Origin of the sequence: Georgenia sp. M64 (assembly GCF_038049925.1) — a bacterium.
Classification (GTDB): domain Bacteria; phylum Actinomycetota; class Actinomycetes; order Actinomycetales; family Actinomycetaceae; genus Georgenia.
In genome coordinates, this window is the sequence record NZ_CP145809.1 from 1380286 (window position 1) to 1398538 (window position 18253).

General features: G+C 74.0%; 17 protein-coding genes. 11 read left to right on the forward strand and 6 right to left on the reverse strand.

Features of this window, described 5'->3' with window-relative positions:
• Positions 1-30: 30 nt before the first annotated feature.
• Entirely contained in the window at positions 31-798 is a 768-nt protein-coding gene (gene fabI, locus AAEM63_RS06220) for an enoyl-ACP reductase FabI (RefSeq protein ID WP_123918022.1), read from the forward strand.
• Positions 798-1298 carry a histidine phosphatase family protein gene (locus AAEM63_RS06225; RefSeq protein ID WP_341360752.1) on the forward strand — a complete coding sequence of 167 codons (501 nt, stop codon included), beginning with the start codon at positions 798-800 and terminating at the stop codon, positions 1296-1298. Before fabI ends, AAEM63_RS06225 begins: the two co-directional genes overlap by 1 nt.
• Positions 1299-1603: 305 nt before the next feature.
• Here AAEM63_RS06225 and AAEM63_RS06230 read toward each other — a convergent pair whose 3' ends face one another.
• Genes AAEM63_RS06230 through AAEM63_RS06240 form a run of 3 tightly spaced genes read right to left on the reverse strand, consistent with a single transcriptional unit; the run spans position 1604 to position 3673 of the window.
• Positions 1604-2704: a M56 family metallopeptidase gene (locus tag AAEM63_RS06230; protein ID WP_341360753.1), complete on the reverse strand. Its 1101-nt coding sequence runs from the start codon at positions 2702-2704 to the stop codon at positions 1604-1606.
• Entirely contained in the window at positions 2701-3111 is a 411-nt protein-coding gene (locus tag AAEM63_RS06235) for a BlaI/MecI/CopY family transcriptional regulator (RefSeq protein WP_341360754.1), read from the reverse strand. The genes AAEM63_RS06230 and AAEM63_RS06235 overlap by 4 nt, the downstream gene beginning before the upstream one ends.
• Positions 3104-3673, reverse strand: a complete 570-nt coding sequence (locus AAEM63_RS06240; protein ID WP_341360755.1) for a hypothetical protein — start codon at positions 3671-3673, stop codon at positions 3104-3106. Before AAEM63_RS06240 ends, AAEM63_RS06235 begins: the two co-directional genes overlap by 8 nt.
• Before the next feature lie 114 nt (positions 3674-3787).
• Between AAEM63_RS06240 and AAEM63_RS06245 the strand changes: the two genes are divergently transcribed.
• From AAEM63_RS06245 to AAEM63_RS06255, 3 genes are read left to right on the forward strand one after another with little or no spacing between them, the layout of a single operon-like run.
• Positions 3788-4522: a thioredoxin domain-containing protein gene (locus AAEM63_RS06245; protein ID WP_341360756.1), complete on the forward strand. Its 735-nt coding sequence runs from the start codon at positions 3788-3790 to the stop codon at positions 4520-4522.
• Positions 4523-4524: 2 nt separating this feature from the next.
• Positions 4525-5535: a cytochrome c biogenesis CcdA family protein gene (locus tag AAEM63_RS06250; RefSeq protein ID WP_341360757.1), complete on the forward strand. Its 1011-nt coding sequence runs from the start codon at positions 4525-4527 to the stop codon at positions 5533-5535.
• Entirely contained in the window at positions 5532-6797 is a 1266-nt protein-coding gene (locus AAEM63_RS06255) for a hypothetical protein (RefSeq protein WP_341360758.1), read from the forward strand. Before AAEM63_RS06250 ends, AAEM63_RS06255 begins: the two co-directional genes overlap by 4 nt.
• Positions 6798-6950: 153 nt before the next feature.
• On the opposite strand, the gene serB is transcribed toward AAEM63_RS06255, so the two are convergent.
• The gene (serB, locus tag AAEM63_RS06260; RefSeq protein ID WP_341360759.1) at positions 6951-7871 is read right to left on the reverse strand and encodes a phosphoserine phosphatase SerB; all 921 of its coding nucleotides are present in this window, start codon (positions 7869-7871) and stop codon (positions 6951-6953) included.
• Positions 7872-7914: 43 nt separating this feature from the next.
• A complete protein-coding gene (locus tag AAEM63_RS06265; RefSeq protein ID WP_341360760.1) occupies positions 7915-9156 on the reverse strand; it encodes a glucose-1-phosphate adenylyltransferase in 1242 nt (413 codons plus the stop codon).
• A gap of 157 nt (positions 9157-9313) precedes the next feature.
• Here AAEM63_RS06265 and glgA point away from each other — a divergent pair, with 157 nt between their 5' ends.
• Positions 9314-10540, forward strand: coding sequence for a glycogen synthase (gene glgA, locus AAEM63_RS06270; protein ID WP_341360761.1), 1227 nt, complete (start codon positions 9314-9316; stop codon positions 10538-10540).
• Positions 10541-10635: 95 nt separating this feature from the next.
• On the opposite strand, the gene AAEM63_RS06275 is transcribed toward glgA, so the two are convergent.
• Complete coding sequence (locus AAEM63_RS06275) at positions 10636-11436, reverse strand: hypothetical protein (RefSeq protein ID WP_341360762.1); 801 nt, start codon at positions 11434-11436, stop codon at positions 10636-10638.
• Between the two features lie 92 nt (positions 11437-11528).
• On the opposite strand from AAEM63_RS06275, the gene AAEM63_RS06280 reads away from it, so the two are divergent.
• The 5 genes from AAEM63_RS06280 (at position 11529) to AAEM63_RS06300 (ending at position 18250) form a co-directional block, all read left to right on the forward strand.
• Positions 11529-12371: an ABC transporter ATP-binding protein gene (locus AAEM63_RS06280; RefSeq protein ID WP_341360763.1), complete on the forward strand. Its 843-nt coding sequence runs from the start codon at positions 11529-11531 to the stop codon at positions 12369-12371.
• Between the two features lie 65 nt (positions 12372-12436).
• Positions 12437-12883, forward strand: coding sequence for an NfeD family protein (locus AAEM63_RS06285; protein ID WP_341360764.1), 447 nt, complete (start codon positions 12437-12439; stop codon positions 12881-12883).
• Between the two features lie 31 nt (positions 12884-12914).
• Positions 12915-14273, forward strand: coding sequence for an SPFH domain-containing protein (locus AAEM63_RS06290; protein ID WP_341360765.1), 1359 nt, complete (start codon positions 12915-12917; stop codon positions 14271-14273).
• A gap of 294 nt (positions 14274-14567) precedes the next feature.
• On the forward strand, positions 14568-16316 hold the full coding sequence (locus AAEM63_RS06295; RefSeq protein WP_341360766.1) for an ABC transporter ATP-binding protein: 1749 nt from the start codon (positions 14568-14570) through the stop codon (positions 16314-16316).
• Between the two features lie 14 nt (positions 16317-16330).
• A complete protein-coding gene (locus AAEM63_RS06300) occupies positions 16331-18250 on the forward strand; it encodes an ABC transporter ATP-binding protein (RefSeq protein WP_341361323.1) in 1920 nt (639 codons plus the stop codon).
• Positions 18251-18253 lie beyond the last annotated feature (3 nt).

Here is an 18253-nt window from a genome sequence, read left to right on the forward strand (position 1 = left end):
CGCCGGGCTGCGCCACAACCTAGGAGAGACATGGGACTGCTCGACGGCAAGACGATCCTCGTCACCGGCGTCCTCAAGGACAGCTCGATCGCCTTCCACGTGGCGCGGCTCGCCCAGGAGCAGGGCGCCACCGTCGTGCTGACCTCCTTCGGCCGGCAGTTCCGCCTCACCGAGGTCACCGCCCGCCGGCTCCCGGCCCCCGCGCCGGTGGTCCAGCTCGACGTGACCGACGAGGACGACCTCGCGGCGCTGGCGGACCGGGTGCGCGAGCACACCGACCACCTCGACGCCGTCGTGCACTCCATCGGCTTCGCCCCGCAGTCCGTCATGGGCGGGAGCTTCCTCGACGGTCGGTGGGAGGACGTCGCGACGGCGGTCCACGTCTCCGCGTACTCCCTCAAGGCGCTCGCCGTGGCCGCGAAGCCGCTCATGGGCCGCGGGTCCGCCGTCGTCGGACTGACCTTCGACGCGAGCTTCGCCTGGCCCGTGTACGACTGGATGGGCGTGGCGAAGGCCGCCTTCGAGGCGACCTCGCGCTACCTGGCCCGCGACCTCGGCAAGGACGGCATCCGCTGCAACCTCGTCGCGGCCGGTCCGGTGAAGACGACGGCGGCGACCTCGATCCCGGGGTTCGAGCAGGTCGAGGGCGGCTGGGACGAGCGCGCGCCGCTGGGCTGGGACGTCGCCGACGCCGACCCCACCGCCCGCACCGTGCTGGCCCTGTGCTCGGACTGGCTGCCCGCCACCACCGGCGAGATCGTCCACGCCGACGGTGGCGTCCACGCCATGGGGGTGTGATGGCGCGGACCCTCGTCCTGCTCCGCCACGCCAAGGCCGAGCCCGAGCGCGACCTCGGGGACGCCCAGCGACCGCTGGCGGCGAAGGGGCGACGCCAGGCGGCCGCGCTCGGCCCGGCCCTGGCCGACGCCGTCGGCGCCGTGGACCTGGCGCTGGTCTCCTCGGCGCTGCGCACCACCGAGACCTTCAAGCTGCTCGCCGGCGGGGTCGCCGTGCGGGAGCAGACCGTGGTCGACGACCTCTACGTCGCCGGTCCGCGCGAGGTCCTCGCGCTGCTGCGCGGGGTGCCGGAGTCGACCGGGACCGCCCTCGTCGTCGGGCACGAGCCGACGATCTCCCACCTCGCCTCGATGCTCCACGACGACGCCGACGACCTCGCCCTGCAGGTCTCCCTGGGCGTGCCCACAGCGACGGCGTGCATCCTCACCCTGCGGACGGGGTGGCGCGAGCTGGACCGCTCGACCGCTCACCTCACGCGGCTGCTGCGCCCGGAGCACTGAGGCGCCGAGGACGGCCGTCGGGCACTGAGGGTTTTTCGGGCGTCCCGGTCGCTGCGGTCACCACGAACCGGTCTGGCCCCGGAACGCCCGGCTGGGGCGTCGGCTCCGGGACGAGGTTGCTCGTGTGGTCGTGGTCAGCAGCCATCTGAGCGACTTCGTCGGGGGCCGCGCCGCTTCGCCCTGTGGCGCGCCGCTTCGGGCGACGGCCTGCGCAACCGTTCTGCTCAGGTGGTCGTGATGAGCAGCCATCCGAGCAGGCTCGTCACGTGCTGGCGGCCCGAGATGCGCATCAGGCGGCGTCCGGCTCAGCAGGTGCCGGTCACCAGCACCGTGCCGTAGGGCACGACGACGTGCGCGACCACGGCGACGACCGCCGCCACGTAGGCGACCACGGCCGCCAACCCCCAGCGTGACGGCGGCGACGGCGGGGTCACGAGGCGGGCGGTGCGCCACGGGACGGCCCGGCCGGCCGCGTGGAGCATCGGCATGCCGGCCGGGCCTCGCTGCAGGTCGGGATGACCTCCCAGGGCCAGCAGCGCCCCGGCCAGGGCGCGCGTGCCGGCCGCGCGGCGCGCGGCGTCGTCGGCGGCCATCTCGGCGTACCGGGCCGCCGACCGGTGCGCGTGGGCGACGAGCGGGACCCGGCCCAGGACCCGGGCCAGCGCGGCGAGCAGGCCGAGGACCGTGTGGTGGCGCTGGACGACGTGGGCGCGCTCGTGGCCGAGGACGGCATGGAGCTGCGGCGCGGTGAGGGCGTCGAGCCCGCCGCGGGTGAGCACCACCCCGCGCCGTCCGGGCAGCGCGTACGCAGCCGGTGCGTCGTCCTCGACGAGCCAGACGACGACCTCGTCCCCGGCCTCCGGCCGGGTTGCACCGTGCCGGGCTGAACTGCGCAGGGCGTCGCCGTGCAGGGCTGAGCCGTGCAGCGCCGTGCCGGGCAGCGCGTTCCTCTGCGGGGCGTCGCTGGGCAGGGCGTCGGCTCGTAGCGCTGTGCCGTCCAGGGCCGCGAGGTGCGCGTCGGCGGTGCGGCCCGCGCGGGCGAGGTCGATCACCGCCCGCCCCACCAGGGCGAGCGCCAGGACGGCGGGCACGAGGAGAAGGACGAAGACGGGGACGGCCGTGGTCGTGGTCGAAGGCGCTGGGCCGAAGGGGTTGGTGGCCACGAGGCACCTGCGGCAGACGTCGCCCACGGCCCCGGGCAGCGCCGGCCCGGTGACGGCCCAGGCCAGCAGCGGGCCGAGAACGAGCAGTCCAGCCGTCCAGGCGAGCGCCGCGCCCGTCCACGCGGCCAGGCCCAGGCGCGGCCGAGCGCTGAAGGTCGGCGTCGGACGCCGGCGCAGCCGCGGCGCGAGGGCACCCACGCCGAGCAGCACCGCCAGGAGCACGGCGAGGACCGCGGCCGTCATCGCCGCGGTGCCCGCGCGTCGTCGTCGGGCGCGTCGGGCACGTCGGGCACGTCGTCGAGGAGGCTGCGGAGGAGGTCGACGTCCTCGGGCGACATCCGCTCGACGAAGTGGAGGAACGACGCGGCCCGGTCGGGCGTGGCGGAGAACGTCTCCGCCATGAGCCCGCCGCAGTACTCGCTCCGGCTGGGGCCGTGACGGTAGGCCCAGGTGCGTCCTGCGGTGACCCGCTCGGCCATGCCCTTGCGCACGAGGTTGCCCAGGACCGTGGCCACGGTGGTGTACGCCAGACCCGTGGTGAGCCGCTCGAGCACCGCCCGGGTGGTCATGGCCGCACCGGAGTCCCACAGGACCTCCATGACCTCGCGCTCGAGGCTGCCGAGCCGGGGGAGGGGCGCGAGCTCAGGCATGCTCGGCGGCCGTCGGGGACGGGGCGGCCGGGGCGGCGGCGGGCGCCGGGACCGGGCAGTAGACCTCGCCGCGCAGCCGGACCACCAGCGCCCCGGCCGTCAGGGCGAGCCCGGCCACTGCGAGCACCGGCTGGAAGGGGGCGAACCACGTGAGCGCACCGGTGTAGCCGAGGGCCAGCAGGGCGATCTTGTTGCAGACGGGGCACCCCACGGCGAACCACGTGAGCACGCCCCCGGCCATCCCGGCCCGGCTCGGACCCTCGCCGGCGGGATCGGGTGCCGGTTGCGCGCGCCGCGGCCGGACGTAGGTCGCGACGAGCATCCCGGCGACGAGCGACGTGAGGATCCACACGGGGTAGTTCCACCACACGACCGGGATCTCCCGGCCGAAGACGGGGTTGGGGATGAGCACCGTCGGGATGCCGATGGCGAGCGCGACGGCGACGGCGGCGACCGCCGAGACGGCCCACCGGGCCGGCGTCCACGCGCGCAGCGCGGTCGCCGCGGTGCGCAGCGTGCCGGTGCGGGTGGGAAGGAGCGGGGTGGAGGTTCCGGGAGGCATGCGTCTACTATGCCGGATAGAGGTCTACTACGTCACGTAGTAGATCGCCCTCACCACCGGGCCCGCCCTCGGCCCCCCCCGGACCTCCCCCCGTCACCTCCGAAGGAGACCCTCATGCCCGCAGCGTCCGCCCGCCGGGTCCCGGCCTGGCTCGTCCCCGCCGCGATCGTCCTCGTCGCGCTCGTCCTGCTCGTCGTCTCCGTCGTCGGTGGCGACGACGAGGGTGCCGCCCAGCAGCCGGCCGCGACAGCGCCCTCCGACGCTCCGGTGGCCGACGTCGTCGAGCCCGAGCAGCAGACCTTGGAGATGGCGCGCCGGGAGGAGGGCGACGCGCTCGCCCACGGACCGGTCGACGCCCCGGTGACGCTCGTCGTCTACAACGACTTCCAGTGCCCGTTCTGCGCCGTGTGGGCGAAGGACACCGAGCCGACGATGATGGAGTACGCCGACGCCGGCGACCTCCGGATCGAGTGGCGCGACATCAACGCCTTCGGGCCGGTCTCGGTCCGCGCCGCGCAGGCTGCCTTCGCCGCGGGTCAGCAGGACGCCTACGTCGAGTACCACCACGCCCTCTTCGAGGGTGGGGAGAAGCGTCCCGCCGACGAGCTGACCGACGAGGCGCTCATCGCCCTCGCCGGCGAGCTCGGCCTCGACGTCGAGCGCTTCACCGCCGACCTGGACTCCCCGGAGGTCGCGGCCGGCGTCCAGGCGAACGTCGACGAGGCCGCCGCCATCGGCGTGTACTCCACCCCCGCCTTCCTCGTCGGTGGCACCCCGATCCTCGGCGCCCAGCCCACCGAGGTGTTCGTGCGGGCCTACGAAGAGGCGCTCGCGGAGGCGCAGGGCTGAGGGTGGAGATCAGCCTCCTCGCCGCCTTCCTCGGCGGTGTCCTGGCCCTCCTGAGCCCGTGCGGGGCGCTGCTGCTGCCGGCGTTCTTCGCCTCGACGCTGGGCGCCGGATCCCGCCTGTTCGCGCACGGCGCCGTCTTCTTCGTGGGCCTCTCGCTCACGCTCGTCCCGCTGGGACTGGGCGCGTCGTTCGTGGGGTCGCTCGTGACCACCGAACGTGACCTGCTCATCACGGTCGCGGGCTGGCTCATCGTCGTCTTCGGTATCGCCCAGATCCTCGGGTTCGGCTTCGACCTCTCCCGGGTGCTCCCCGGGGCGCGGAGCATCCAGGCCACGGCGCCGCGGCGGACCGGGGTGACCCGGTCGTTCCTCCTCGGCACGGTCTCGGGGATCGCCGGCTTCTGCTCCGGTCCGATCCTCGGCGCCGTGCTCACCATGGCCGCGACCGAGGACGACCTCGTGGCCGCCGGCGGCCTGCTCGCCGTCTACGGCGCCGGGATGGTCGTGCCGCTGCTCGCCCTCGCGGCGGTGTGGGGACGACTCGGGGCGGCCGGGCGGGCGCGGCTGCGCGGCCGGGAGCTGGCCGTGGGTCCGTTGCGCCTGCACACCACCTCGGTGATCACCGGCGTCCTGCTCGTCGCCGTCGGCGTCGTCTTCCTCAGGACCAACGGCATGGCCGCCCTGCCCGAGCTCCTGCCCGCGGCGCTCCTCGCGCAGCTCCAGCGCGCGGTGCTCAGCGTCTCCGCCGCCGTGCCCGAGCAGGTGGTCATCGTCGTGGCCGCGCTCGCCGCGCTGACGGTGTGGTTCCTCCGGCGCCGGCGCGTGACCGAGGACGGCGACGAACCGGCCGGCGCGGCCGAGCCCGACGCCGCGGGGGAGCCCGTTGCCGCGGAGGAGCGCGACGCCGCGGAAGAGCCCGCTGCCGCAGGGGAGCCTGCTGCCCCGGGGGACCCCGTTGTCGCAGGGAGGCTCGACGCCCCGGCGGAGCCCGACGCCGCGAGGAGGCAGTCATGACGCGCGTCACCGGCCGGGTCGCGCTGCGCCGGGGCGGTGCCGGGGTCGTCCTGGTCCTCGCGGCGCTGGCCGGGTGCGCGGACACCGCCGACGACGTCGCACCGGTGAACCCCACGCCTGTCGTCGTCGGTGAGAGCGCCCCGACGGCGCCCGTCGGCGCGTCCCTGCCCCTGCCGCTGGCACCGTTCCGCATGGTCGAGCCCGGCTGGGACCAGGTGCCGGAGGAGCTCGACGGGACCTTCCTCGGCCTGGCCGAGCCCACCCCGGACGGCGATACGTCGGACGCCGACACCGCCGACACCGCCGACGCCGACACCGCCGACGCCGACACCGCCGACGGCGCCGCGCTGAGGTTCGTGGCCGCCGACGAGCAGGGAACGGTGCTGTGGGAGGCCGCCCGTCCGCCGTCGTGCACCGGCTTCGCCCTCACCCGCGCCGGGGACCGGGCCCTCGCCGTCCTCACCGACCTCGCGCCGACGGACGACGCCGTGGCCGGCACCACCGCCACCGCCTACGACCTCACCACGGGCGAGCGGGTCTGGGGACCGGTCGAGGTGCCCGGGCCCCACCACGGTCCCGGGCTCGTGTTCTCCGCCGGGGCACCGCGGGCGACCGTGGGCGAGACCGGTCCCCGGGTGGTCCTCGACCCGGCGACGGGCGAGGTCCTCGCCGACGAGTCGGACGAGGCAGGCACCGGGGTCGTCGGTGAGTACGACGGGACGGTGCTCACGGCCGTGGACGGCGAGCTCGTCGCGACCGCCGGCGGTACGACGACGTGGCGGGTGCCGCTCGCCTCGCTCGGCCTCGACGGGGCGCCGACCGCCGTGGCCGGTGCCAGGCCGCCGCACGGCACCGCCCTCCTGGGTGCGCCGGGCGCCGAGACCGGTGCCCTCGTCGATCTCGCCGACGGTGCGGTCCTGGCCACCGACGTGGCCGACGCGCGCCGCGACCCCAGCTCCGGCGCGGTGGTCGCGCTCGGCGAGGAGCGCGTGACCGGTCTGCCGGCCACCGGGGAGCCGTGGGAGGTGCCGGTGACGGGCACCCGCCTCGCCGCGGCGGGGGGAGCACTGGTCTACCTGCGGGTCGGCGACGCCCTCCAGGTGCTCAACGCCACCACCGGCGCCGAGGCCCAGGCGTACGGCGAGGCAGGCTCGGCCGGTCTCGTCGTCCCCGTGCTGTTCTCGGCCGGCGGGGCCGCCGTGGTGCCCACGGAGACCGGGTACGGCCTCGTCACGACGGCGCCGGCGGGGGCGGAGGGCTGAGCACGCCGCCGGTGACGAGCCTGCTCATGTGGTCGTGATCAGCAGCCATCCGAGCAGGTTCGTCGGCTGACACGTCGTCAGGTTGCTCAGGTGGTCGTGATCAGCAGCCATCGGAGCGAACTCGTCACGGCACAGCGTCCGCGCGGTGCGGGCTCAGCGCCCGAGCAGGCCCCACACGGCGTCGAGCCGGGGGAAGGTGACGGCGGCGTCCGCCTCCTCCTGCACCACCGGCTTGGCCCGGAAGGCCACCCCGAGCCCGGCCGCACCGAGCATGTCCAGGTCGTTGGCGCCGTCACCGACGGCGACGACGCGCTCGAGCGGTACGCCGTCGGCCGCGGCCCACCGGCGCAGGTGCGCCTCCTTCGCGGCCCGGTCGACCACCGGCCCGAGCGTGCGCCCGGTGAGGCGGCCGTCGCGCACCTCGAGGGCGTTCGCCACCGCGTGGTCGATGCCGAGGCCGGCCCGCAGGGGCTCGACCACCTCGACGAACCCGCCCGAGACCACGCCGACCCGGCCGCCTGCGGCGTGCACCGCCTCGACGAGCTCGCGGGCGCCGGGGGTCAGCTCGACGGCGGCGCGCACGTCGGCGAGGACGGCCACGTCGAGCCCGGCGAGGGTGGCGACCCGCTCGCGCAGGCTGTTGGCGAAGTCGATCTCGCCGCGCATGGCGCGTTCGGTGACCGCGGCGACCTCCGTGCGGGTGCCCGCGTGCTCGGCGAGCAGCTCGATCACCTCGGCCGTGATGAGGGTGGAGTCGACGTCCATGACGAGCAGGCCCGGGCCGTCCTGGGCGAGCGAGCCCGTGGTCACGGCGACGTCGACGCCGAGCGCCGTCGCCGGCCCGACGAGCTCGGTGCGCAGCCGCCGCCCGACGGCGCCGGTGTCCCCACCGCCGGCGCGGAGCGAGGCCGTGACCGCGACGGCGAACCACCCGCCGCGCGAGGTCGTCGCGAGGGCGACGTCGTCGGCCACCGCGGCGACCAGCTCGCGCGCGTGCTCCACGAGCGAGACCGGCAGCGGCCGGGGCGAGACGAGGCCGACGCGCAGGGTGGGGCGGTCCGGGGAGACGTTCACGCCCGGCAGCCTACGGTCCGGCGCCGGAGCGGCGCCGGGGTGCTCAGCGCTTGACGACCATGCCCTTGGGCACGACGGTGATGCCCGACTCGGTGACGGTGAAGCCGCGCTCACGGTCCTGGTCGTGGTCCAGCCCGACCTGGGCGCCCTCCTCCACGACGACGTACTTGTCGAGGATGGCTCGCGAGACCGTGGAGTTGCGGCCCACCTGCACGCCGTCGAAGAGCACGGAGTCGCGCACCGAGGACCAGGAGTTCACCCGGGTCCCGGGGGAGAGGACCGACCCGACCACCTCGCCGCCGGAGACGATGACGCCGGGGGAGACGAGGGAGTCCAGGGCGTGGCCGAGGCGCTCGCGGTGGCCGTAGACGAACTTCGCCGGCGGGAGCCCGGTGTACCCGGTGAACAGCGGCCAGTCGTCGTTGTAGAGGTTGAAGACCGGGAAGACGGAGATGAGGTCCTGGTTCGCCTCGTAGAAGGCGTCCACCGAGCCGACGTCGCGCCAGTAGCTGCGGTCGCGGTCGGTCGCACCCGGCACGTCGTTGAAGGTGAAGTCGTACAGGCCGGCCGCGCCGTCGTTCACGAACGCCGGGACGATCGAGCCGCCCATGTCGTGCTTGGAGGAGTCGTCCTTCGCGTCGGCGGTGACGGCCTCGACGAGGGCGTCGGCGTCGAAGACGTAGTTGCCCATCGAGGCGAGCACCTCGTTGGGGGAGTCCACCAGCCCCTGCGCGTCCTTGGGCTTCTCCAGGAACTCCCCGATCTTGTGGGGGTTGTCCTTGTCGGCCTGGATGACGCCGAACTGGTCGGCCAGCGCGAGGGGCTGACGGATGCCCGCGACGGTCAGGGGGAACCCCGAGTCGATGTGCTGGGACACCATCTGGGAGAAGTCCATGCGGTAGATGTTGTCGGCGCCGACGACGACGACGATGTCGGGCCGCTCGTCGTCGATGAGGTTGAGGGACTGGTAGACGGCGTCCGCGCTGCCGAGGAACCAGTGCTTGCCGACCCGCTGCTGCGCGGGCACGGGCGCGACGTAGTTGCCCAGGAGGTTCGACATGCGCCACGTCTTGGCGATGTGTCGGTCCAGGCTGTGCGACTTGTACTGCGTCAGCACCACGATCTTGAGGTAGCCCGAGTTCACGACGTTCGACAGCGCGAAGTCGATCAGCCGGTAGATCCCCCCGAACGGCACCGCGGGCTTGGCCCGGTCCATGGTCAGCGGCATCAGCCGCTTCCCCTCGCCGCCGGCCAGGACGATCGCAAGTACTCGTGGGGATGCCATGCCCGAACCATATTGCCGTCGCGCGATCGGCGCGCCCGGATGGCAACTCCTTGCCTCGTGTTGCGCAGATCACCGCCCCAGGGGGCATGCTTGCCACGACCGCCGGTCACCGGCCCGCCCGGGCCGTCCCGCCGCCCGGAAGAACAGGACGTCAACGATGAGGGTCGATCTCCTCACCCGTGAGTACCCGCCGCACGTCTACGGCGGGGCCGGGGTGCACGTCACCGAGCTGGCACGCGTGCTGCGCCGCAGCATCGACGTGCGGGTCCACGCGTTCGACGGTCCGCGCCCGGCGGGCGACACCGACCACGACGTCGAGGTCCCCGTGACCGGCTACGACGACCTGCCCGAGCTCGGCTCGGCCAACGCCGCCCTGCGCACGTTCGGCGTCGACCTGACGATGGCCGCGAACCTCGCGGGGACCGACCTCGTGCACAGCCACACCTGGTACGCCAACCTCGCCGGCACGCTCGGCGGGCTGCTCAACGGCGTGCCCCACGTGCTCTCCGCGCACTCCCTCGAGCCGCTCCGGCCCTGGAAGGCGGAGCAGCTCGGCGGCGGGTACGCCCTCTCGAGCTGGGCCGAGCGCACGGCCTACGAGAGCGCCGCGGCGGTCATCGCCGTCTCCGGCGGCATGCGCGAGGACATCCTGCGCTCCTACCCGCAGGTCGACCCCGGCAAGGTGCACGTCGTCCACAACGGCATCGACCTCGACGGCTGGCGCCGGCCCACCGGCGCGGCGCAGGAGGAGGCCGCCCGGGCCACGCTCGCGCGCCTGGCCATCGACCCCGCGCGGCCCACCGTGGTCTTCGTCGGCCGCATCACCCGGCAGAAGGGCCTGCCGCACCTCCTGCGCGCCGTCGAGCAGCTGCCCCCCGAGGTCCAGCTCGTGCTGTGCGCCGGCGCCCCGGACACCCCCGAGATCGCCGCAGAGGTCACCTCCCTCGTCGAGGGTCTGCAGGACCGCCGTGACGGCGTGGTGTGGATCGAGGAGATGCTGCCGCGCGAGGAGCTCGTCGCGGTGCTCGCCGCGGGCACGGCGTTCGTGTGCCCCTCGGTCTACGAGCCGCTCGGCATCGTCAACCTCGAGGCCATGGCCGTGGGCCTGCCCGTCGTCGGCTCGGCGACCGGCGGGATCCCGGAGGTCATCGACGACGGCGTCACCGGCACCCTCGTCCCCATCGAGCAGGTGCAGGACGGCACCGGCACCCCGGTGGACCCGCGGGCCTTCGAGCACGACCTCGCCGAGGCCCTGACGGCGATGGTCTCCGACCCGGCCCGCGCGGCCGAGATGGGCGTCGCCGCCCGCCGCCGGGTGGAGGAGCACTTCGCCTGGGAGGCGATCGCCGAGCGCACCCTGGAGGTCTACCGCAGCGTGCTCTGACGGCCGTCACCGTTGCGGGTCGCTCGGTGTGGCGGCTCGCTCGGTGCGGTCGCTCGGTGCGGGTCGCTCGGTGCGGCTGGCTCGGCGCCGGTCGCTCAGTGCGGGGCCCGGGTGGCGGAGGCCGCGCTGAGCGCGTGCCGGGCCGCCCGGTCGACGGCGCGCAGCGCCGCCGCACGCTCCTGCACCTGGGCGGCGGTCCGGGCCCCGCCGTCGTCGGAGGTGGCGAGCTCGACGATGGCGAGCAGCCGCGCCGCCCGCTCGAGCACGTCCAGACGACGGGGCTCGATCGGCGGCAGCGGCTCGGCGAGGCCGGCGACCGAGATGTCGAGGAGCCGGTCGGCCAGGTCCGGGCGCTCGCGGGCGACGTCGAGATCCTCGAGCGTCTCGACGGCCTCGGTGAGGGCGAGCTGGATGTCCCGGCGCGCCTGGGAGAGGGAGTCGACGCCGGCGAGGAACAGGCTCGGCGCCGGGACGTGCTCGGTGACGTCGTGGTGCACCGACCAGGTGACCATCTCGCCCTCCTCGAAGACGCTGCCGAACCGCTCCCGCTCGGGCACCAGCACCGCGCAGGTCTCCCGCCCGGCCCGGGTGCGGCGCAGCAGCACGCCCTCCCCGGCGTCGACGAGCTCGGCCGAGCGCACCGCGGGCGCCCCCATGGGGTCGCCCGGACGGGGCAGGATCGCGGCGGTCTCGACGACGGGCCCGAGCCGCGGGATCAGCTCGGCCAGCGACCTGGCGGGCTGCTCGCCGCCGCCGTGCTCGAGGACCCGGTGCGGCTCGTCGGTGCCCGTGACCGCTCGCGCCGCGCGCCGGGCGGAGGGGACGCCGTCGACGTGGGGAAGCCAGATCGCGAGCGTCACCGATACGGGCAGCGTGAGGATCGCGGGGCCGGGCATGGAGCAACGATACGAGCCCGGCACGGAGGCGTCCCACCGGCCCGGCGCGCCCGCGCGGGGGCCACCGGTGCGGTCCCGTTAGGGTCGGTGCCATGGGTGATGTGCTGGAGCTGAACGACGTCTCCGTCCGGCGTGGGGCGAAGCTGATCCTCGACCGCGTGAGCTGGTCCGTCGACGAGGGCGAGCGCTGGGTGGTCCTCGGCCCCAACGGTGCCGGCAAGACGACGGTCATCCAGCTGGTCGCGGGCCGCCTGCACCCGACCTCGGGCACGGTGGACATCATCGGTGAGCGTCTGGGCCAGGTGGACGTCGCCGAGCTCCGCCCGCTCGTCGGCCTCGCCTCCGCGGCCCTGGACCAGCGCCTGCCCGCGGGGGAGCGGGTGCTCGACGTCGTCCTCACCGCCTCCTACGGCATGACCGGGCGCTGGCGCGAGCAGTACGAGGACGTCGACACCGTCCGTGCCGCGGCTCTCCTGGACGCCTTCGGCGTCGGCCACCTGGCCGAGCGGACCTACGGCACCCTCAGCTCCGGGGAGCGCAAGCGCGTCCAGATCGCCCGGGCACTCATGCCGGACCCCGAGGTCCTCCTCCTCGACGAGCCCGCCGCCGGCCTCGACCTCGGCGGTCGCGAGGAGCTCATGGGTGCCCTCGCCGAGCTCGCCGGGGACCGGCGCTCGCCGGTGCTCGTCCTCGTCACCCACCACGTCGAGGAGATCCCGCCGGGCTTCACCCACGCCCTGCTCCTGCGCGAGGGCACGGTCGAGGCCGCCGGGCCGCTCGAGGAGGTGCTCACCCCCCAGCACCTCTCCCGGGCGTTCGGTCTCGAGCTCGAGGTCGAGCGGCACCGTGACCGCTACAGCGCCCGCGCCTCGCGCGGGCACGCCGACGACCACGGCGCCCACAGCGCACCGGGGGACCGCGACGCGCTCGGGTAGGCGAATCCGGCAGATCGGCGCGGGCCGATCGCTAGGATCGTGAGGACATCGAGGGGAGTGTGACCATGGCCTGGCTCTGGTGGCTCGGCGGCGCCCTCGTCCTCGGTGTGGTCGAGATGCTCACGGTCGACCTCATCTTCCTCATGTTCGCCGGCGGGGCTCTCGCCGCGATGCTCATGGCGGTGCTGGGTGCGCCGGTGTGGGCGCAGATCCTCGTGTTCTCCGTCGTCTCGATCGTCCTGCTGTTCGGCGTGCGGCCCTGGGCGAAGAGGGCGCTGGACCGTTCCACCCCCGACTCGCTGACCAACGTGGCGGCCCACGTCGGGCGCGAGGCCACCGTCCTCATCGACGTCACCGACCGGGCGGGCCGGGTGAAGCTGCTCGGCGAGGTCTGGACCGCGCGCGCCGCGGGCCACGGCACCGTCCTGCCCGCCGGCACCACGGTGCGGGTCGTGCGGATCGACGGGGCGATCGCCGTCGTCGAGCCCGTGCCCACCACCCCCTACGGCTGAGCCGACACCGGCCGGCCATCGAAGGAGAATCGTGCTCGAGTCCCTCGGCGGCACCGTCGCCCTCGTCGTCCTCCTGCTGGTGGCGCTGTTCGTCGTCGTGGCGATCAGCCGCGCCGTTCGGATCGTGCCGCAGGCGGTGGCGCTCATCGTCGAACGTCTGGGCAAGTACCAGACGACCATGTACGCCGGCCTGCACTTCCTCATCCCGTTCGTCGACCGGGTCCGCGCCAGCGTGGACCTGCGCGAGCAGGTCGTGTCCTTCCCGCCGCAGCCGGTCATCACCTCCGACAACCTCGTGGTGAGCATCGACACGGTGCTGTACTTCCAGGTCACCGACCCCAAGTCCGCGACCTACGAGATCGCCAACTTCATCACCGGTATCGAGCAGCTGACGGTGACCACGCTGCGCAACGTCATCGGCTCGATGGACCTCGAGCAGACCCTCACCAGCCGCGACCAGATCAACGGTCAGCTGCGCGGGGTGCTGGACGAGGCCACCGGCCGGTGGGGCATCCGCGTCAACCGCGTCGAGCTGAAGTCGATCGACCCGCCGCAGAGCATCCAGGGCGCGATGGAGCAGCAGATGCGCGCCGAGCGTGACCGCCGCGCCGCGATCCTCACCGCCGAGGGCGTCAAGCAGTCGCAGATCCTCACCGCCGAGGGTGAGAAGCAGTCGGCGATCCTGCGGGCCGAGGGGCAGGCGCAGTCGGCGATCCTGCGGGCCCAGGGCGAGTCCCGCGCGATCCTGCAGGTGTTCGACGCCATCCACCGCGGCAAGCCCGACAGCAAGCTCCTCGCCTACCAGTACCTCCAGATGCTCCCCGAGATCGCCAACGGCTCCGCGTCCAAGCTGTGGGTGATCCCCACCGAGCTCACGGCCGCCCTCAACGGCATCACCAAGGGGTTCGGCGGCGTCGGTACCGGCGGGCCCGACGGGGACGACGGCGACCTCGACGACGGCGACCACCCCACCGTCGACTTCGGCACCTACGGGTCGGGGATGGCCAAGGAGCTCGGCGAGACGACCCTGCAGGACCCCGACGAGGCGCTCGCGCAGGCCCGGGGCGAGGCCGCCCGTGCGACGTCGGAGGCCACCACCGCCGGCGAGCGGTCCGGCTCGCCCTTCTCCCGCTCGGCCGAGCGCGGCCAGGCCCCGGCCGAGAGCGAGCAGACGCGGTCCGAGCGCCGCGCCGCCGCCCAGGCTCGAGAGGACGCCCTCGAGGCCGGCAGCGAGCGTGCCCGGCTGCAGGCGCAGCGTCAGGCCGAGGAGCTCACCGAGCGCACGCGTACCAGCCCCGGCGGGGCGGGTCCGCAGGAGGGGAGCCCCCAGGAGGACACCTCGCGCTTCGCCCCGCCCGAGCCGGAGGGCGAGGGTCCGGGTCAGCGCTAGTCGCCGCGGTCCTGACCTCCTCGTGCAGGCGGGTCAGGGCCGCGCTCGTCCGGCACACGGCGGGCACCGTGTCCCGTACCGCGCGAGCGCCCGCGGGCAGCCCCGCATCCGCCGGCAGCCCCGGCAGCCCTGGCAGCCCCGGCAGGCGTGCGCGGAGCCGGGCCCCACCGTGGCCGCCGGTGAAAAAGGACGGCTCGTCGTCACCCTCCCGGCGTAGTGTGAGTCCGGTCCGGACGGGGAGGCCGTCCCACTGCCGGCCCGGTCGGGCCCCGTCACCCGTCACTGAGAGGTCCGATGCTCCTGCGTGTCCTGCGCCGTTTCCTGCGCCCGTACGGGCGGGACGTCGCGATCGTCGTCGTGCTCCAGGTGATCCAGACCCTCGCCGCGCTGTCCCTGCCGAGCCTCAACGCCGACATCATCGACAACGGCGTCCTCACCGGGGACACCGGCTACATCTGGCGCACCGGCGCCCTCATGCTGGCCATCACAGCCGTGCAGGTGTCCTGCGCGATCGGCGCGGTCTACCTCGGCGCGCGCACCGCGATGGCTGCGGGCCGCGACCTGCGCGCCGCCGTCTTCGGCCGGGTCCAGCGTTTCAGCGTCGCGGAGATGGGCCGCTTCGGCGCGCCGTCCCTCATCACCCGCACGACCAACGACGTCCAGCAGGTCCAGATGGTCACCGTCCTGACCTTCACCATCATGGTCATGGCGCCGATCATGATGGTCGGCGGCGTCGTCATGGCCCTGCGTCAGGACGTGGCCCTGTCCGGCCTGCTCGTCGTCGTGGTCCCCCTGCTGCTGGGCGTCATGGGCTTCATGCTCGTGCGGATGCGGCCCCTTTTCCGGCAGATGCAGGAGCGGCTCGACCGCATCAACCTCGTCATGCGCGAGCAGATCTCGGGCGTGCGCGTCATCCGGTCGTTCAACCGTCAGGGCACCGAGCGGGTCCGGTTCGCCGAGGCGAACACCGCCCTCATGGAGACCGCTCTCGGCGTCGGCCGGCTCATGGCGCGGCTCTTCCCCGCGGTCATGCTCATCATCAACGTCTCCTCCGTCGCCGTCATCTGGTTCGGCGCGGGGCGGATCGACACCGGCGAGATGCAGGTCGGCTCGCTGGTGGCGTTCCTCAACTACCTCATGCAGATCCTCATGTCCGTCCTCATGGCGGTCATGATGTTCATGATGGTGCCGCGCGCGGAGGTCAGCGCCGAGCGCATCGACGAGGTGCTCTCCACCGACCCCGAGATCACCGCCCCGCCCGAGCCGCGCCGGCTGCCCGCCCGCGAGGGAGCCCGGCGCGGGCTGGTCGTCGAGCTCGAGGGCGCCACCTTCGGCTACCCCGGCGCCAACGAGCCGGTCCTCACCGGCATCGACCTCCGGCTCGAGCCGGGCCGCACGACGGCGGTCATCGGCTCCACCGGTGCGGGCAAGACCACCCTGCTCAACCTTGTCCCACGCCTGCTGGACGTCACCGGCGGCGCCGTGCGCGTGGGCGGGACCGACGTGCGCGAGCTCGACCCCGGCGAGCTGCGGGACCGGATCGCGCTCGTGCCGCAGCGGGCCTACCTCTTCTCCGGGACCATCGCCTCGACCCTGCGCCACGGCAGCCCCGGCGCGAGCGAGGAGCAGATCTGGGCCGCCCTCGGGGCCGCCCAGGCGCGCGACTTCGTCGAGGCCCTGCCCGAGGGGCTGGCCGCGCCCGTGGAGCAGGGCGGGACGAACTTCTCCGGCGGGCAGCGCCAGCGCCTGGCGATCGCGCGCGCCCTGCTGCGTCCCGCGGACGTCTACCTCTTCGACGACTCCTTCTCCGCCCTCGACTACGCCACCGACGCCCGCCTGCGGGCAGCCCTGCCAGCGGCGACGGCCGGCGCGACCGTCCTGGTCGTCGGGCAGCGGGTGGCCACGATCCGCGACGCCGCCCAGATCGTCGTCCTCGACGCCGGCCGCGTGGTCGGCCTGGGCACCCACGCCGAGCTCATGGCTGGCAACGAGACCTACCGGGAGATCGTCCTGTCCCAGATCACCGCGGAGGAGGCGGCGTGAGCGGCCGGGGCCCGATGGGTGGCGGACCGCACGGCGGCCTGGGTGCCGCCCCGCCGGCCAAGGTCGCGGACTTCCGCGGGTCGCTGCGCCGGCTGCTCGCCGCGCTGCGCCCCGAGCGGGTGTGGCTCGGCGCCGTCGTCGTCCTCGGCGCCGTCTCCGTGGCGCTGGCCGTGATGGGCCCCAAGCTCCTCGGTGACGCCACGAACATCGTCTTCGACGGCGTCGTGGGCCGGATGCTGCCCGCGGGCAGCACAAAGGCCGAGGCCGTCGAGGCGCTGCGCGCGGCGGGCGAGGACCGCATGGCGGACCTCGTCTCGGGCACCGGGGTGGTGCCCGGCCAGGGCATCGACTTCGACGCCCTGGGCCGTCAGATCGTCGTCGTCCTGGGTGTCTACGTCCTCTCGGCGGTGTTCCTGTGGGCGCAGGGCCTCATCCTCGCCCACGTCGTCCAGCGCACCGGGTTCCGCCTGCGTGCGGACGTCCAGGCCAAGATCGACCGGCTCTCCCTCGGCCACCTCGACAGCCGGCCCCGCGGCGACGTCCTCTCGCGCGTGACCAACGACATCGACAACGTCACCCAGTCCCTCCAGCAGACGCTCTCCCAGCTCGTGACGTCGCTGCTGACGGTCGTCGGCGTGCTCGTGATGATGTTCGTCCTGTCCTGGCAGCTCGCGCTCATCGCGCTGGTGACCGTGCCCGTCTCGGCGGTCATGACGATGCTCATCGCCAGGCGCGCCCAGCCGCACTTCGTCGCCCAGTGGAAGTCCACCGGCGACCTCGGCGGGCAGGTCGAGCAGGCCTTCACCGGGCACGAGGTCGTCACGGCGTTCAACGCCGGCGACTCGTTCGCGCGGACGTTCGACGCCGAGAACGACCGGCTCTACCGCGCCAGCTTCCGCGCGCAGTTCATCTCCGGGACGATCATGCCGGCGATGGGGTTCGTGTCGAACCTCAACTACGTCCTCGTCGCGGTCGTCGGCGGCCTGCGCGTGGCGTCCGGGGCGATCACCCTGGGGGAGGTCCAGGCGTTCATCCAGTACTCCCGCCAGTTCACCCAGCCGCTCGCCCAGCTGGCCTCGATGGCCAACCTCGTGCAGTCCGGGGTAGCCTCCGCCGAGCGGATCTTCGAGCTGCTCGACGCCCCCGAGGAGAGCGCCGACCCGGCCGCCCCGCGCACGTCCGAGCAGGTGCGCGGCCGGGTCCTCTTCGACGACGTCAGCTTCCGCTACGAGGCCGACACCCCGCTCATCGAGCACCTGGACCTCGTCGTCGAGCCGGGCCAGACCGTCGCGATCGTCGGGCCCACCGGGGCCGGCAAGACCACCCTGGTCAACCTCATCATGCGCTTCTACGACATCGACGCCGGCCGCATCCTCCTCGACGGCGTCGACACCCGGCAGATGAGCCGGCACGACGTGCGCAAGCAGGTGGGCATGGTGCTCCAGGACACCTGGCTGTTCAAGGGCACCATCGCCGAGAACATCGCCTACGGGCGCTCCGGCGCCAGCGACGAGGAGGTCCGCGACGCGGCGCGGGCCACCGGCGTCGAGCGGTTCGTCCACTCCCTCGCCGAGGGCTACGACACCGTCGTCGACGACGAGGGCGGTGCGATCTCCGCCGGTGAGAAGCAGCTCATCACCATCGCCCGGGCGTTCCTCTCCGACCCGCAGATCCTCATCCTCGACGAGGCGACCTCCTCGGTCGACACCCGCACCGAGGTGCTCGTCCAGCACGCCATGGGGGAGCTGCGCAAGGGCCGCACGAGCTTCGTCATCGCCCACCGGCTCTCCACCATCCGCGACGCCGACCGGATCCTCGTCATGGAGCACGGCTCGATCGTCGAGCAGGGCACCCACGACGAGCTCCTCGCCGCCGGCGGGGCGTACGCCGACCTGTACTCCTCGCAGTTCGCTGCCGCCGTGGTCGAGGAGTAGCCG